This window comes from Paramesorhizobium deserti (assembly GCF_001558695.1).
GTDB lineage: Bacteria > Pseudomonadota > Alphaproteobacteria > Rhizobiales > Rhizobiaceae > Paramesorhizobium > Paramesorhizobium deserti.
Genome location: NZ_LNTU01000023.1, coordinates 233,565 through 248,943 on the forward strand (window position 1 = coordinate 233,565; position 15,379 = coordinate 248,943).

Sequence of the window (15,379 nt, forward strand, 5' to 3'; positions counted from 1 at the left end):
TTCCCATGAGCAACGCAACGCTTCCCGCTCCGATTTCCTCCGGTGCGATGCGCCGCCGGGCACTGGCGGATTTCTGGTTCTATTTCAGCGAAAACCGCGGTGCGGTGATCGGGCTGTGGGTCTTCGCGGCCCTCGTGCTCGTCGCCATCTTTGCGCCAGTTCTGGCACCGCATGATCCCGCCCAGCAGTTTCGTGACGCGCTTCTGACGCCGCCGGCCTGGGAGGCGGGCGGGCGGTCCGAGTTCCTGCTCGGCACCGACGCCATCGGCCGCGATATCCTCTCGCGCCTCATCTACGGCTCGCAGTTCTCGCTGTTCGTCGGTCTCGTCGTCGTCTCCATCGCGCTTGTCGCCGGCATCGCGCTGGGGCTCATCGCCGGCTTCTTCGGCGGCTGGGTCGATACGGTGATCATGCGCGTAATGGACGTCATCCTGTCGTTCCCGTCGCTGGTGCTGGCGCTGGTGCTGGTGGCCATCCTCGGGCCGGGGCTAACCAATGCGATGATCGCCATCGCGGTCATCCTGCAGCCGCATTTCGCGCGACTGACGCGCGCCGCGGTGCTGGCCGAGAAGAACCGGGAATATGTCATCGCGGCGCGGCTCGCCGGGGCAAGCCGGCTGCGGCTGATGTTCAAGACGATCCTGCCCAACTGCCTGGCGCCGCTGATCGTGCAGGCGACGCTCTCCTTCTCCAACGCCATTCTCGACGCTGCGGCGCTGGGCTTCCTCGGCATGGGCGCGCAGCCGCCGACGCCGGAATGGGGCACCATGCTCGCCGAGGCACGGGAGTTCATCCTGCGCGCCTGGTGGGTCGTCACCTTTCCGGGTCTGGCGATCCTCATCACCGTTCTCGCGATCAACCTGATCGGCGACGGCCTGCGCGATGCGCTCGACCCCAAGCTGAAAAGGAGCTGACGCGATATGGCTCTGCTTGAAATCAAGAACCTGACGGTCTCCTTCCAGACCTCCTATGGGGCGTTCAAGGCCGTCGACGGCATCGACCTGACGGTGGACAAGGGTGAGGTGCTGGCCATCGTCGGCGAATCCGGCTCGGGCAAGTCCGTCGGCATGCTGGCGGTGATGGGGCTTCTGCCCAAGACCGCGACAGTTACCGCCGACCGGATGATGTTCGACGGTAACGACATGCAGACGCTCAGCGACAGCCAGCGCCGCGCGATCGTCGGCCGCGACATGTCGATGATCTTCCAGGAGCCGATCGCCAGCCTCAATCCGTGCTTTACGATCGGCTTTCAGATCGAGGAAGTGCTGCGCCAGCATCTCGGCCTCAATGGCAAGCAGCGCCGGCGGCGCGCCATCGAGCTGCTCGAGTCGGTCGGCATCCGCGATGCGGAATCGCGTCTCGGCGCCTTTCCGCACCAGATGTCAGGCGGCCAGTGCCAGCGCGTGATGATCGCCATGGCGATCGCCTGCAATCCGAAGCTCCTGATCGCCGACGAGCCGACGACGGCGCTCGACGTGACGATCCAGAAGCAGATTTTGGACCTGCTCATGCGGCTCCAGGCGGAGCATGGCATGGCGCTGATCATGATCACTCACGATATGGGCGTCGTCGCCGAGACGGCGGACCGCGTCATCGTCCAGTACAGGGGCCGCAAGATGGAGGAAGCCGACGTGCTTTCGCTGTTCGAGGCGCCTAAAAGCGCCTATACGCGGGCGCTGCTCTCGGCCCTACCGGAGAATGCGGTGGGCGACCGCCTGCCGACCATCTCCGATTTCGTGCTGGATGAAGCCGCAACGGGAGCCGCACAATGACGCAAACCGTTCTCGAAGCACGCAATATCGTGCGCGATTATCATGTCGGCGGCGGGCTGTTCGGCAAGGCGAAGACGGTCCATGCCGTCAAGGGCGTCAGCTTCTCGGTCGAAAAGGGCAAGACGCTCGCCATCGTCGGCGAGTCTGGCTGCGGCAAGTCCACGCTGGCGCGCATCCTGACGCTGATCGACGCGCCGACTTCCGGTGAATTGTTCATCGACGGGATGAAGATCGACATCCTGCGCGACGGGCTGACGCGGGAAATGCGCCAGAAGGTGCAGATCGTCTTCCAGAATCCCTATGGCTCGCTCAACCCGCGCCAGAAGATCGGCGACGTGCTGGCCGAACCGCTCCTGCTCAATACCAACAAGACGGCCGCCGAGCGGCGCGATCTGGCGATGGAGATGCTGATCAAGGTCGGCCTCGGGCCGGAGCATTTCAACCGCTATCCGCACATGTTCTCGGGCGGCCAACGGCAGCGCATCGCCATTGCCCGCGCGCTGATGCTGAGCCCGAGCCTCCTGGTGCTCGACGAGCCGGTCTCGGCGCTTGATCTCTCGGTGCAGGCGCAGGTCCTGAACCTTCTCGCCGACCTGCAGGACGAGTTCGGCCTCACCTACGTCTTCATCAGCCACGACCTTTCGGTGGTGCGCTACATCGCCGACGAGGTGATGGTGATGTATTACGGCGAGGTGGTGGAGCACGGCAGCCGTGACAAGGTGTTCTCCGACCCGCAGCATGAATATACCAAAACGCTGTTCGCCGCGACGCCGCGCGCAGACGTGGAGACCATCCGCGCGCGGGTGGCGGCACGGCAGAGGGAGAGGGCGACGGCGGGGTTGTAATTCACCCGCCTCTGGCCTGCCGGCCATCTCCCGTCCCTCCCGGACGTCATCCTCGGGCTCGACCCGAGGATCCACGGCAAAGGGGTCCCGACGGCCCCATTACATCAGCGCATTCCAGCAGGAGATAGCATTCGTTCCTCGAACGATATTATGGCTTGTGGTTTACGATCCTGTGGCGGGTGATAGTACCGCTTACGCCTCTTTGCCATGGATCCTCGGGTCAAGCCCCCGAGGATGACGATAGAGAGGCGGGGGAGGTGCTCAGCGGGCCAGATAGGAGCTATCCCTGCCGCTGATGCTGCAGGAGGCCGCGGACGATATCGTCTGCCGACACCTTGCCGATGATCGCGCCCTTCTCGACGATGCCGACATCGCCGCCATTCTTCGCCACCGCCTGCATGATCTCGCGCACCGGCGTTTCGCGCCTGGCTGTTGCGGCGAAGGGGCGGGTGCCGGGGGTGCGGTCGGGCGGCGCCATGATGTCATCGGCCCTCAGCACGCCGAGCGGGTTCATGTTGGCGACGAAATCCTGGACATAGTCATTTGCGGGCTGGAGCAGGATTTCCTGCGGCGTCCCGCACTGGACGATGCGGCCGCCCTCCATGATGGCGATGCGGTTGCCGATCTTCATGGCTTCATCGAGATCGTGGCTGACGAAGACGATGGTTTTCCTGAGCCTCGTCTGCAGGTCGAGAAGCTCGTCCTGCAGGCGGGCGCGGATCAGCGGATCAAGGGCGGAGAAGGGCTCGTCCATAAGCAGGATCGGCGCGCCCGTGGCAAAGGCGCGGGCAAGGCCGACGCGCTGCTGCATGCCGCCGGAGAGCTCGCCAACCTTGCGCGAGGCCCAGTCCTTGAGGCCCACCAGCTCCAGCTGCTGGCGCACCGCTCGGCTGCGCTCCTCTTTCGACAGGCCCGAGATTTCGAGGCCGAAGCCGACGTTCTCCTCAACCGTGCGCCAGGGCAGGAGGCCGAACTGCTGGAACACCATGGAGACGAGATGGGTGCGCAGGTGGCGCAGCGCCGACCGGTCGGCCTTGCCGACATCGATGGAGCGCTCGCCATTGTGCACGACCACCCGGCCGCGGGTGATCGGGTTGAGCCTGTTGATGGCGCGCAAAAGCGTCGATTTTCCCGAGCCGGAAAGCCCCATCAGGACGAGGATTTCGCCTTCCTTTATCTCGAGCGTGCAATTGTGCACGCCGAGAATATGTCCGGTCTCGGCCTGGATCTGCGAGCGCGTCGCGCCCTGATCGGCGAGCCCCAGGGCCTTGTCCGTCTTCCTGCCGAAGATGATGCAGACATTGTCGAGTGTGATCGCCGTCATCTTATTTCTCCTTGCCCGGGCGGAACATGCGGTCGAGCACGATGGCGACGACGACGATGACGAGGCCGGCCTCGAAGCCCAGCGCCGTGTTGACGGAGTTCAGCGCGCGCACGACCGGCACACCGAGGCCGTCTGCGCCGACGAGCGCGGCGATGACCACCATCGACAGCGACAGCATGATGGTCTGCGTCAGCCCGGCCAGGATCTGCGGCATGGCATAGGGCAGCTCGATCTTCCACAGGAGCTGGCGGGGCGAGGCGCCGAAGGCTTCACCCGCCTCGATCAGATGTTCCGGCGTCGAGGAAACGCCGAGATGGGTGAGGCGGATGGGGGCGGGGAGGACGAAGATCGCCGTCGCCAGCAGCCCCGGCACCATGCCGATGCCGAAGAAGACGATGGCGGGGATCAGATAGACGAAGGTCGGCAGCGTCTGCATCAGGTCGAGCACCGGGCGCATCGCGGCATAGAGCCTGGGGCGGTGGGCGGCGGCAATGCCGAGCGGTACGCCGAGAGCCATGCAGAGCACGCAAGAGGAGAGCACCAGCGTCAGCGTCTCCATCGTCTGGCCCCAATATCCCTGGTTGAGGATGAAGAGGAAGCCGAGAATGGTGAGGACGACGATGGAGATCTTGCGCTGCAGGAACCAGGCGATCGCCGCGAAAATAGCGATCATCACGAGGGGTGGCGGGGTGTTGAGGGCGAGGAGCAGGCCGTCGATCAATGTCTGCATGACGGCGGCGAGCCCGTCGAACAGCCATGTGAGGTTTTCCGTCAGCCAGTCGACGACGGTCTTCGCAGTACGCCCGACCGGGATCTTGTATTCAGTCAGCCAGTTCAAATTTCTGGTTCCCCTGTATTATCCGTTTTATGGCGAATTCCAGCCAAACACCCCCTCTGTCCTGCCGGACATCCCCCAATTATCGTCATCCTCGGGCTTGACCCGAGGATCCACGACTAGGAAGCATCAACCTCGTCATTGCATCAATGCATTCCAGTAAGCGAATGCGATCAATATTTTCGACAGATGTTATATGATCCCGCCGCGGGTGATAGCTCCGTCTTCGCCCCTTTGCCGTGGATCCTCGGGTCAAGCCCGAGGATGACGACGATAAGGGGCGGAGAAGTGTCTGGCAGGGCAGAGCGGGGCGCTGTCCCGCCGACGTTTTCATCTTAAAGACCGAGCGAAGCCTTCACGGCCGCCATGCCGTCTCCACCGTCCTTCGTGGTGACGCCGGCCAGCCATGTGTCGAGCACGGCAGGGTTGGCCTTCAGCCAGTCGGTGGCGGCTTTTGCGGGCTCTTCGCCATCATCGAGGATATTGCCCATGATCGCGTTTTCGATATCGAGGGAGAATTCCAGATTGGTCAGGAACTTGCCGACATTGGGGCATTCGGAGGCATAGCCGGCGCGCACATTGGTGCCGACGGTGGCGCCGCCGAAATCGGGGCCGAAGAAATCGTCGCCGCCCGAGAGATATTCGATCTCGAAATTCTTGTTCATGGGATGCGGCGCCCAGGCGAGGAAGACGATCGGCTTCTCGCGCTTCACCTCCTTGGCGACCTGCGCGAGCATGCCCTGCTCGGAAGATTCGGCTACCTGGAAATCCTTCAGTCCGAAGGCGTCCTTCTCGATCATGTCGAGGATCAGGCGGTTGCCGTCATTGCCGGGCTCGATGCCATAGATCTTGCCGCCGAGTTCGTCCTTGAACTTGGCGATATCCTTGAAATCCTTCAGGCCAGCCTCATAGGTATATTTCGGCACGGCGAGCGTATATTTTGCGCCGGTCAGATTGGTGCGCAGCGTCTCCACGCTCTTGTCATCGAGATAGGGCTGGAGATCGGCGTTCATCGACGGCTTCCAATAGCCGAGGAAGACGTCGATATCCTTCTTGGAAAGCGAGGCATAGGTGACCGGGACCGACAGGACCTTGATGTCGGTCTTGTAGCCAAGGCCCTTCAGGATCTCGGTGGCGACCGCCGTGGTGGCGGTGATGTCCGTCCAGCCGACATCGGAAAAGCGCACCGTCGAGCAGCTTTCCGGCTCTGCCGCCTGAACGGCGGTGGCGGATAATGTGAACGCGAAAAGGGACGACGCGATTGCGAGGGAAAGGGATTTCATGGTGCTCTCCATTGCCGGGCTCATTTTTCTCCGGTCTCCGTTGATGAACCAAGCACCAAAGCGGCAGCCATTCAAGCACCGTCGCGGCGAAAATGCACTCGTTAGCGACAATTGAAGACGGGATGATGAAGGCGTGAGGCGGAATCGGAAAAAATGATTGATTTCAGTTTCGGGGCGAAGGAGCCGCGATCGTAAGGATCGGCCCGCCGATCGCAACCCCGGAAGGGCAAAAAACCTGATCGAACAGGATGCCGGTATTTCGCCACGCGGTTGTTGAACGGCGAAAAGCACTCTATTTGAAGGGGGAAGAGGCCGCCGCCGGTGTGGCCTCAATTGGCGATTCAGTTGGGGATTGGTGTGGATACGGTTTTGAGGGCATTGCGGGGCGTCGTCTCCTTCATCGGGCGGTTTCTGGTGGCGCTCGGCCGGCTGATCGCCGTGCCGCTCGGCGCGCTGTGGCGGCTTTTCCTGGAGCTCGGCCTTCTCTGGAAGGGCGTGATCGGCGTCCTCGTCCTGGGGTTTGCCGCGCTTTACGTCTATTTCATTTGGCAGACGCAGGTCTGGACCAATTTCAACCCGGACTACCCCGCGAAATACGCCTATGAAAAGGCGCAGACGCCGGGCGAGCCGGTGGGCGGCGCGCCGCAGCCGGCGCCACCCGAGGATACGACCGCCGTGCCCGGCACGGCGAACGAGAGCGCTCGGGCGCAACCTCAAGCGCCGGCCGCCGGCAAGACCTGTGCGCCCTCGGCGATCGCGGAAGTCACCGCCGATCTTACCGATTTCAACGTCAACCAGAATGCCTGGATCTCCTCGATGCTGCTCTACAAGGCCGGCTTCTTCGGTCTTTCCTGGGACCGCACGCCCTTCCTCGACAACAAGGCGTCCTTCCAGCGCGGGGTCAACGCCGCGGTGCGGCGCACGGCGATCGAGCTGGTCGATTCGCTTGGCCGCCTGCGCGGCACGTCGCAGATCGATTCCGATTTGCAGAAGGCGCGCGGCAATCTGCAGTTCGCCGAGGACAGCTGGTATTTCGGTTTGAGCCCGTTCGGCCCGAAGACGCCGACGCCGAGCTACTACCGCGCGGCGATCAAGGATCTGCGCGCTTTCAACACGCGGCTCGAGACCTGCCAGGCGGTGTTCGACGCGCGCGCCGACAATCTCATCCAATATGTCGACCGCATCGCCAATGATCTCGGCTCCACCTCGGCGATCCTGAAGGACCGGGCGGAGAACTATAATGCCGGCTGGTTCGACACGCGCGCCGACGACCGCTTCTGGTTCGCCTATGGCCAGCTCTATGCCTATTACGGGCTGCTGCGCGCCGCCCACTCGGATTTCAAGGGTGTCCTCGCCGAAAAGCATCTTGACGGGTTGTGGAACACGATGGAGCAGCAATTGCGCGCCGCCCTCAACATGCAGCCGTCGATCGTCTCCAATGGCCGCGAGGATGCCTGGTTCACCCCGTCGCATTTGACGACCATGGGTTTCCATATTCTGCGCGTGCGGTCGAACCTGGTGGATATAAGGCAGGTGCTGGAACGCTGAGGGCCGTTCTCGTTTGATGGAATTGCTATTTACCCCGAAACTGCCAAGCGGTTTTCCGTTTTGACAGTTCCGGAATGGATCCTCGGGTCAGGCCCGAGGATGACGATTGCAGGGATGTTTTCCGCCAATCGTCAACGTTGGACCTAAGCGCAAACCTTTCCAGTTCGTCATCCTCGGGCCTGACCCGAGGATCCACTCCGGAACATCGTCACTCCACCAGCGCTCGGACATCTCCTCGATTTCCTCAAGACAAGAACTACTCTAAAAATGATCCAAGACCGCAAACCGGACATGTACACCCCATGGAACTCCCCACAGCCCTGAGGCTCGCCGTTGATGCGGCGCTGGAAGGCATCGCGCTTGCTGATTTGAGGCGCGCCGCCGACCTTCTCTCGCGCCGCTATCGGGCGGAGACGCGCGACGGGCATTTGCATCTCTCAAGCGATCTCGCGGCGCGCGCTTATCTGGCGACACGCCTGCCGGCGACCTATGCAGCGGTGCGCGCGAGCTTGGGATACGCCGCCGAGCTTACCCCAGATTTCGCGCCGAAAAGCCTGCTCGATGTCGGCGCGGGGCCGGGGACGGTGCTCTGGGCGGCTGGCGATTGCTGGCCGTCGCTCGAACAGGCGCTGATGCTGGAGGCAAGCCCTGCGATCCGCGCGGTGGGCGAAGCGCTTTCCCGCTATTCGCGGCTGGAACAAGTGGAGTGGCGGGCGGCCGATGTGGCGCGAGACTTGGTCGAGGCAGGGCAATTCGATCTGGTGACGCTCGCCTATGTGCTGGACGAGCTATCGCCGGAGGAGGGGCTGAAGCTCGTGGAAAGGCTCTGGCAGGCGGCGAAAGGCATGCTGGTGGTGGTCGAGCCCGGCACGCCCGCCGGCTGGCGGCGCATGATGGCGGTGCGCAAGCGCCTTATCGAACAGGGCGCGCATCTCGTCGCCCCTTGCGTCCACGCCGCGCCATGCCCGCTTGTTGAGCCCGATTGGTGCCACTTCTCCCGCCGCGTCGCCCGCTCCCGCCTGCACCGGCTGGCGAAGGGGGCGGAAGTGCCGTGGGAGGACGAGAAATATATCTACCTCGCGGCAGCGCGCTTCCCCGCCGCGAAGGCGCAGGCCCGCGTGCTGGCGCCGCCGAAGGCGAGTTCGGGCAGGATTGCGTTGAAGCTGTGCCTGCCGAAGCGGCAAGTGGAGGAAAGGCTGGTCACCAAGCGGGATGGCGAGGGATATAGGAAGGCGAGGCGGATGGATTGGGGGGACGTGGGGTAGGATATCTGGCAGCCCGCCACTAGCGTTCATCAGTGACATATGACTGGGATATTGACATCCGCCCCGGCTCTTGCAAAATCCCATTATGGGGTAGCGATCGCCCCACGAGGCCACGGCTGAAGAATCGCGTCCTTTGAACCCGAGCCAAACGGAGGGACGCGTTATGCCGTCATTTCTCGAAATCAGCCCTGACAAACTGAACCGCATCATCGGCACGCCGAACGCGCCATTGCTTATCGACGTGCGCATCGACGAGGATTTCGCCAGCGATCCCCGGATCGTTCCCGGCTCGATCCGGCGCGACTATCGCGCGGTGGAGGCGTGGCGGTCGGAGGTGACGGGGCCGTCGATCCTGATCTGCCAGAAAGGGCAGAAGCTCAGCCACGGCGTCGCGGCCTATCTGCGCCACGAGGGAATGCCCTCGGAGGTGCTGGAAGGCGGCTTCGAGGCCTGGAGGGCGGCGGGGGGAATGCTTGTTCCCGACGGGAAACTGCCGCCGCGCGACCAGCGCGGGAGGACGGTCTGGGTGACGCGTGCGCGCCCGAAGATCGACCGGATCGCATGCCCCTGGCTCATCCGCCGCTTCATCGATCCCTTCGCCGTCTTCCTGTTCGTTCCCGCCGGCGAGGGGCCCGCCGTCGCCGACCGTTTCAACGCGACACCGTTCGACATCGAGGACGTGTTCTGGAGCCATCGCGGAGAGCTTTGCACCTTCGACGTGATGCTGGAGGAATTCGCCCTTCAATCCGAGCCGCTCCAGCGTCTCGCCGCGATCGTGCGCGGGGCCGATACGGCGCGGCCCGAGCTGGCACCTGAAGCGCCCGGCCTTTTGGCCGCGTCGCTTGGGCTCTCGCGCATGTTCAACGACGATCTCCAGCAACTGGAGGCCGGGCTGACGCTCTACGACGCATTCTACCGGTGGTGCCGCGATGCGACCGACGAGACGCACAACTGGCCGAACCCGAGGAAGGGATGAGAGCGGTGGCCGGGCTTGCCAAGGGTATGTCGCGCGCCGGCGGGGGAGGGGTGGCGGATATCGTCCCCCTGCGGGAAGCGATCAGGGTCTGGGTCAGGGTCGCCGCCCTCAGCTTCGGCGGCCCGGCGGGGCAGATCGCGGTGATGCACCGCATCCTGGTGGACGAGAAACGGTGGATCGGAGAACACCGGTTCCTGCATGCGCTCAACTACTGCATGCTCCTGCCCGGACCGGAAGCCCATCAGCTCGCCATCTATATCGGCTGGCTGCTCAACAGGACGTTGGGCGGCGTGATCGCTGGCGTCCTGTTCGTCCTGCCGGGGTTCCTTTCGATCCTCGCCCTCAGCTATGTCTATGTGCTTTTCGGCAATGTCACCTTCATTGAGGGCATGTTCTTCGGGCTGAAATGCGCCGTGCTGGCCGTGGTGTTGCAGGCGGTTTTCCGCATCGGCGGCCGCGCCCTGAAGAACAGGGTGATGATGGCCATCGCAGCCGCGGCGTTCGTCGCGATCTTCTTCCTGCACATTCCCTTTCCAATCATCATCATCGCAACCGGCGTGATCGGCTATCTCGGCGGCCGGGCCGGGCTTGCCGCTTTCCAGGCGGGCGGCGGCCACAAGGCGGGATCGGGCAAGATACTGGAAGACGGGGACTCGGTTCTCGGCGCGGATGTTCCCGTTCACGCGCGGGCGAACCTGGCCTGGTCCATGAAAATCTCGGGCGTTCTGGCCGCTCTCTGGTTTCTCCCCGTTATCGCTATCCTGCTGGCGCTCGGGCCTGCGAATGTTTTTGCGAAGATCGGCGTTTTCTTCAGCCAGATGGCCGTCGTCACCTTCGGCGGCGCCTATGCCGTCCTTGCCTATGTGGCGCAGGAGGCGGTCCAGCATTTCGGCTGGCTGCAGCCGGGCGAGATGCTGGACGGGCTCGGCATGGCCGAGACGACGCCCGGCCCGCTGATCATGGTTGCGCAGTTCGTCGGCTTCCTCGCCGGCTATCGTGATGCCGGAACGATCAATCCGCTGATGGCGGCAACGCTCGCCGCCGTCCTGACGACCTGGGTGACATTCCTGCCGAGCTTCCTCTGGATCTTCCTCGGCGCGCCATTCATCGAGAGGATGCGCGGCAATGCGGCGCTGGGAGGCGCCATGTCGGCCATCACGGCGGCGGTGGTGGGGGTGATCCTCAATCTGGCGATCTGGTTCGGACTGCATGTGCTCTTCGCCGAGGTGCGGAGCATTTCATGGGGCGCATGGTCGATGGATGCACCTGTCATCGGCTCGGTCGTCTGGCCCTCGCTCGCGCTGACGGCCTTGGCGGCGCTCGCCATTTTCCGTTTCAGAATGTCGGTTATCGCCACGCTCCTGCTATCGGCAGGCTTGGGGATCGCATGGACGCTGCTGATGTCGTGAGGGTAGCTGAAATAATCCGCGCGTTGTCGGATCGTATGCCTGTCAATCGTTCCTTGATGGCAGCATGTTTATAGACGCCATTCAGGCAGAGACAGGAGACAGCGCAGATGCCGGCAGAAAACAAGGTAAAAGGCCCCGCTTCCTACTTTCCATCCATCGAGAAGACCTATGGCCAGCCGATCAGCCACTGGCTGGCGGTTCTGGAAGGCATGAAGAGCAAGAAACACATGGAGATGGTCTCCGTGCTGAAGGCCGAGCACAAGATGGGGCATGGCCATGCCAATGCGCTGGTGGCGTATCATCTGGCCAGGGATAAGGGCTGAGGGGCAGCCGTCCCTTTTTTATTTCCCCATCCTCTCCCCAATCAAATCGGAATATTCGCCGTTTCCTTCACCTCCTCCATCACGGCATAGGTATGCGTTTCGCGTATCCCCGGCAGGGACAGCAGAGCGTCGGATAAAAACCGGCGGTAGTGTTCCATGTCGGCGACGCGGGCCTTGACCAGATAGTCGAAGCCGCCGGCCACCATGTGGCATTCCATCACGTCGGGGTTCTTGCGCGTCGCCTCGGCGAAGGTGTCGAAGACCTCGGGCGTCGTGCGGTCGAGCTTGATCTCGACGAAGACCAGCATCGAGCGGTCGAGCAGCTTCGGCGAGAGTTTCGCGGCATAACCCAGGATATAGCCGTCGCGGGTCAGGCGTTTTACGCGCTCTGCGGTCGCGGTTTGTGATAGATTGATGTGGTCGGCAAGCTCGGTATTGGTGAGCCTGCCATTGTCCTGCAAAGCGCGCAGAATCTTGCGGTCCATCGAGTCCAGGTCTTTCATCCCCTAAAAATCCCCTCTTATTTCGATATTTTCTCTATGAAGGCGCTTTTAATCGGTGAGAACAGCTATGTAAAATGAAATATATGGGAGAAATCACATAGGGCGCTTTCCTGCTTCGTGGAAACCGGAAAACGGCTCTATTCCCTTTGTTTCTGGAGCACACCCATGACGGTCCAGGCCGCACCCCTTTCTTCCTCCAAGCCGGCGATTGCGCCGTTCGCGGCCCCTTACGCGCCCGACGACAAGGCGCTCGTCGCCGCGCTGTTGAAGAGCGTCAGCTTCGATGCGGAAGCCAACCGGCGCATCGACGCGCGGGCGAGCGCCTATATCGCCACGATCCGCAAGGAGGCGAAGGGCATCGGCGGGGTGGAGGATTTCTTGCGCGAATACGGGCTTTCGACGCGTGAAGGTCTCGCGCTGATGGTGCTGGCGGAGGCGCTTTTGCGCGTGCCTGACGCGGCGACGCAGGACAAGCTCATCGAGGACAAGCTGAAGGAGGGGCACTGGTCCGAGCACGAGGCGCATGGCGACACCTGGTTCGTCTCGGCCTCCGCCTGGGCGCTCGGCCTTTCCGCCAAGGTGATCAAGCCGGGCGAGACGCCGGAGGGCGTCGTCGCCTCGCTGGTGAAGCGTGTCGGCCTGCCGACGGTGCGCACCGCGACCAAGCAGGCGATGCGCTTCCTCGGCCATCATTTCGTGCTGGGCGAGACGATCGGGGAGGCGCTGAAGCGCGCACGCGCCAACGAGGCCAAGGGCTATCGCCATTCCTTCGACATGCTGGGCGAAGGCGCGCGCACCCGCGCCGACGCCAAGCGCTATTTCCAGTCCTATGCCGATGCGATCGACGCCATCGGCAAGGCGACGGGCAACAAGCCTTTGCCGGACCGGATGGGGATTTCGGTCAAGCTTTCGGCGCTGCATCCGCGGTATCTCGCGACGCATCGCGAGCAGGTGCTGGAGGAGCTGGTGCCCGACGTGCTGGCGCTGGCGCAGAAGGCGAAGGCCTATGATCTCAATTTCACCATCGACGCGGAGGAGGCGGACCGGCTGGAGCTCTCGCTCGACGTGATCGATGACGTGTTCGCCGATCCCTCGCTCGACGGCTGGGACGGTTTCGGCCTTGCCATCCAGGCCTATCAGAAGCGGGCTCTGGAGGTGATCGAGCATATCGATGCGCTGGCCGGCCGCTTCGGGCGGCGGATGATGGTGCGCCTCGTCAAGGGCGCCTATTGGGACACCGAGGTGAAGCGGGCGCAGGAGCGGGGGCTTGCCGATTATCCCGTCTTCACCCGCAAGCCCGCGACGGATGCCTCCTATCTCGCCTGCGCCAAGCGGATGCTGGCGGCGCGGCCGCGCATCTTCCCGCAATTCGCCACGCATAACGCGCTGACGGTGGCCACCATCCTGGAGATGGCGGGCGCCGACAAGAGCGGCTTCGAGTTCCAGCGCCTGCACGGCATGGGCGAGAGCCTCTACAAGCAGATCACCGAGAAGGGCGAGAAGATCGCCTGCCGCATCTATGCGCCTGTCGGCGGCTATCGCGATCTGCTCGCCTATCTCGTGCGGCGGCTTTTGGAGAATGGCGCCAATTCCTCCTTCGTCTCGGTGGTGGGCGACGAGAGCGTGCCGATATCCGACCTTCTGGTGCGCCCGGCGCAGAAGCTGGAGGACGGCAAGGGCTACCGCCATCCCGCCATTCCACTGCCGCGCGATCTCTACGGCAAGCGGCGCAATTCGTCCGGGCTCGAATTCGGCGACCGCGAGGAACTGGCCGGTCTTCTGACCGGCATCGCCGCTGCGCGCCGCAATGTCGACGCCGCGCCGCTCATTCCTGGATTGAAAGTTTCGGGGAAGGCAGAGCCGGTCGCGTCGCCGGTCGATGGGGGGCAAGTCGGCACGGTTATCCCGGCGAGCGCCGAAGAGGCGGGCAGGGCGGTCGAGATCGCGCGCAAGGGCTTTGCGGGGTGGTCGCGTATCCCGGTGGAGGATCGGGCGGCGGCGCTGGAGCGGGCCGGCGATCTGCTGGAGCAAAACCGCGACCGGCTGATGGACTTGCTGACGCGCGAGGGGGGCAAGACGCTCGATGACGGCATCGCCGAAATCCGCGAAGCGGTGGATTTCTGCCGCTATTACGCGGCGGAAGCGCGCCGCCAGTTCGGCCACGACATGGTGATGCCCGGCCCGACGGGCGAGGACGACCGGCTGCGCCATCGCGGACGTGGCGTCTTCGTCTGCATCAGCCCCTGGAATTTCCCGCTGGCGATCTTCCTGGGCCAGGTGACGGCTGCGCTCGCCGCCGGCAATGCGGTGATCGCCAAGCCGGCCGAACAGACGCCGCTCATCGCTTATGAAGCGGTGAAGCTCCTGCATGAGGCGGGTGTGCCCAGGGATGCGGTGCTCTACGTGCCGGGCGACGGCAAGGTCGGCGCAGCGCTGACGGCGCATCCCGCCATCGGCGGCGTCGCCTTCACCGGCTCGACCGAAACCGCCTGGGCGATCAACCGGACGCTCGCCGCGAAGAACGGTCCGATCGTGCCGCTGATCGCGGAGACCGGCGGTCTCAATGCGATGATCGTCGACGCCACCGCGCTTGCCGAGCAGGTGACCGACGATGTTATTATGTCGGCCTTCCGCTCGGCCGGGCAGCGCTGCTCGGCGCTGCGCATCCTCTATCTGCAGGAGGATATCGCAGATTCCATGCTGGAGATGATCGAGGGTGCTGCCAAGGAGCTGGTGCTGGACGATCCGGCGCTGCCATCGACTGATGTCGGGCCTGTTATCGACGAGGCGCAGCGTGCCATGCTGGCCGAGCACATCGAGGAGATGCGGAAGACGCAGAAGGTCCGCTTCGCCGGCACGGCGCCGGAGGAGGGCATTTTCTTCGCGCCGCATATCGTGGAGCTCGACCGGCCTGAGGCGCTGACGCGTGAGGTGTTCGGCCCCATCCTGCATGTGGTGCGCTGGAGGGCGAGGGAATTGGACCGGGTGCTCGATTCGATCGCCGCCACCGGCTACGGGCTGACCTTCGGTCTGCATACGCGCATAGAAGCGACGGTCGCCAAGGTGGTGGACCGACTCGATGTCGGCAACATCTATGTCAACCGCAATACGATCGGCGCGGTGGTCGGCACGCAGCCTTTCGGCGGCTCCGGCCTTTCCGGCACAGGACCCAAGGCGGGCGGCCCGACCTATTTGACGCGCTTTGCGCTGGAGCAGGTGGTCTCGGTCAATACGGCGGCCGCCGGCGGCAATGCCAGCCTCATCGCCATGGGTGAATGATAAAGCACGTATAAGTT

The 15,379-nt window shown here is 63.6% G+C and carries 13 protein-coding genes; 9 read left to right on the forward strand and 4 right to left on the reverse strand.

Annotation, left to right across the window (positions count from 1 at the left end):
* Positions 1 to 5: 5 nt before the first annotated feature.
* Genes ATN84_RS14020 through ATN84_RS14030 form a run of 3 tightly spaced genes read left to right on the forward strand, consistent with a single transcriptional unit; the run spans position 6 to position 2,617 of the window.
* Positions 6 to 914: an ABC transporter permease subunit gene (locus tag ATN84_RS14020; protein ID WP_068882256.1), complete on the forward strand. Its 909-nt coding sequence runs from the start codon at positions 6 to 8 to the stop codon at positions 912 to 914.
* A 6-nt stretch (positions 915 to 920) separates the two neighbouring features.
* Positions 921 to 1,772, forward strand: coding sequence for an ABC transporter ATP-binding protein (locus ATN84_RS14025; protein WP_082766293.1), 852 nt, complete (start codon positions 921 to 923; stop codon positions 1,770 to 1,772).
* The gene (locus ATN84_RS14030) at positions 1,769 to 2,617 is read left to right on the forward strand and encodes an ABC transporter ATP-binding protein (protein ID WP_068882257.1); all 849 of its coding nucleotides are present in this window, start codon (positions 1,769 to 1,771) and stop codon (positions 2,615 to 2,617) included. Before ATN84_RS14025 ends, ATN84_RS14030 begins: the two co-directional genes overlap by 4 nt.
* A 280-nt stretch (positions 2,618 to 2,897) precedes the next feature.
* Here the strand turns inward: ATN84_RS14030 and choV are convergent, their stop codons facing one another.
* The 3 genes from choV to ATN84_RS14045 all read right to left on the reverse strand — a co-directional run bounded on the left by choV (position 2,898) and on the right by ATN84_RS14045 (position 6,071).
* Complete coding sequence (gene choV / locus ATN84_RS14035; RefSeq protein WP_068882258.1) at positions 2,898 to 3,941, reverse strand: choline ABC transporter ATP-binding protein; 1,044 nt, start codon at positions 3,939 to 3,941, stop codon at positions 2,898 to 2,900.
* A gap of 1 nt (position 3,942) precedes the next feature.
* Positions 3,943 to 4,779, reverse strand: coding sequence for a choline ABC transporter permease subunit (gene choW / locus ATN84_RS14040; RefSeq protein WP_068882259.1), 837 nt, complete (start codon positions 4,777 to 4,779; stop codon positions 3,943 to 3,945).
* A gap of 332 nt (positions 4,780 to 5,111) precedes the next feature.
* Positions 5,112 to 6,071 carry a choline ABC transporter substrate-binding protein gene (locus ATN84_RS14045; RefSeq protein ID WP_425287412.1) on the reverse strand — a complete coding sequence of 320 codons (960 nt, stop codon included), beginning with the start codon at positions 6,069 to 6,071 and terminating at the stop codon, positions 5,112 to 5,114.
* 357 nt (positions 6,072 to 6,428) lie between these two features.
* Here ATN84_RS14045 and ATN84_RS14050 point away from each other — a divergent pair, with 357 nt between their 5' ends.
* The 5 genes from ATN84_RS14050 to ATN84_RS14070 all read left to right on the forward strand — a co-directional run bounded on the left by ATN84_RS14050 (position 6,429) and on the right by ATN84_RS14070 (position 11,580).
* Positions 6,429 to 7,607, forward strand: a complete 1,179-nt coding sequence (locus tag ATN84_RS14050; protein ID WP_068882260.1) for a DUF2333 family protein — start codon at positions 6,429 to 6,431, stop codon at positions 7,605 to 7,607.
* A 302-nt stretch (positions 7,608 to 7,909) separates the two neighbouring features.
* Positions 7,910 to 8,872, forward strand: coding sequence for a small ribosomal subunit Rsm22 family protein (locus tag ATN84_RS14055; protein ID WP_068882261.1), 963 nt, complete (start codon positions 7,910 to 7,912; stop codon positions 8,870 to 8,872).
* A gap of 163 nt (positions 8,873 to 9,035) precedes the next feature.
* Positions 9,036 to 9,848, forward strand: coding sequence for a chromate resistance protein ChrB domain-containing protein (locus tag ATN84_RS14060; RefSeq protein WP_068882262.1), 813 nt, complete (start codon positions 9,036 to 9,038; stop codon positions 9,846 to 9,848).
* 26 nt (positions 9,849 to 9,874) lie between these two features.
* The gene (chrA, locus tag ATN84_RS14065; protein WP_068882661.1) at positions 9,875 to 11,257 is read left to right on the forward strand and encodes a chromate efflux transporter; all 1,383 of its coding nucleotides are present in this window, start codon (positions 9,875 to 9,877) and stop codon (positions 11,255 to 11,257) included.
* A 107-nt stretch (positions 11,258 to 11,364) separates the two neighbouring features.
* Positions 11,365 to 11,580 (forward strand): DUF4287 domain-containing protein, encoded by a 216-nt coding sequence (locus tag ATN84_RS14070; RefSeq protein ID WP_068882263.1) that lies wholly within the window; start codon positions 11,365 to 11,367, stop codon positions 11,578 to 11,580.
* Positions 11,581 to 11,621: 41 nt separating this feature from the next.
* On the opposite strand, the gene ATN84_RS14075 is transcribed toward ATN84_RS14070, so the two are convergent.
* Entirely contained in the window at positions 11,622 to 12,083 is a 462-nt protein-coding gene (locus ATN84_RS14075; protein ID WP_068882264.1) for an Lrp/AsnC ligand binding domain-containing protein, read from the reverse strand.
* 165 nt (positions 12,084 to 12,248) lie between these two features.
* On the opposite strand from ATN84_RS14075, the gene putA reads away from it, so the two are divergent.
* Complete coding sequence (gene putA, locus ATN84_RS14080) at positions 12,249 to 15,362, forward strand: bifunctional proline dehydrogenase/L-glutamate gamma-semialdehyde dehydrogenase PutA (protein ID WP_068882265.1); 3,114 nt, start codon at positions 12,249 to 12,251, stop codon at positions 15,360 to 15,362.
* The last annotated feature ends 17 nt before the right edge of the window (positions 15,363 to 15,379 follow it).

What these genes read in the sequence shown, in the direction of transcription:
- ATN84_RS14020 (WP_068882256.1), top strand. Translation starts at nt 6, where the DNA reads ATGAGCAACGCAACGCTTCCCGCTCCGATTTCCTCCGGTGCGATGCGC.
- ATN84_RS14025 (WP_082766293.1), top strand. Translation starts at nt 921, where the DNA reads ATGGCTCTGCTTGAAATCAAGAACCTGACGGTCTCCTTCCAGACCTCC.
- ATN84_RS14030 (WP_068882257.1), top strand. Translation starts at nt 1,769, where the DNA reads ATGACGCAAACCGTTCTCGAAGCACGCAATATCGTGCGCGATTATCAT.
- choV (WP_068882258.1), bottom strand. Translation starts at nt 3,941, where the DNA reads ATGACGGCGATCACACTCGACAATGTCTGCATCATCTTCGGCAGGAAG.
- ATN84_RS14045 (WP_425287412.1), bottom strand. Translation starts at nt 6,071, where the DNA reads ATGGAGAGCACCATGAAATCCCTTTCCCTCGCAATCGCGTCGTCCCTT.
- ATN84_RS14055 (WP_068882261.1), top strand. Translation starts at nt 7,910, where the DNA reads ATGGAACTCCCCACAGCCCTGAGGCTCGCCGTTGATGCGGCGCTGGAA.
- ATN84_RS14060 (WP_068882262.1), top strand. Translation starts at nt 9,036, where the DNA reads ATGCCGTCATTTCTCGAAATCAGCCCTGACAAACTGAACCGCATCATC.
- chrA (WP_068882661.1), top strand. Translation starts at nt 9,875, where the DNA reads ATGTCGCGCGCCGGCGGGGGAGGGGTGGCGGATATCGTCCCCCTGCGG.
- ATN84_RS14070 (WP_068882263.1), top strand. Translation starts at nt 11,365, where the DNA reads ATGCCGGCAGAAAACAAGGTAAAAGGCCCCGCTTCCTACTTTCCATCC.
- ATN84_RS14075 (WP_068882264.1), bottom strand. Translation starts at nt 12,083, where the DNA reads ATGAAAGACCTGGACTCGATGGACCGCAAGATTCTGCGCGCTTTGCAG.
- putA (WP_068882265.1), top strand. Translation starts at nt 12,249, where the DNA reads ATGACGGTCCAGGCCGCACCCCTTTCTTCCTCCAAGCCGGCGATTGCG.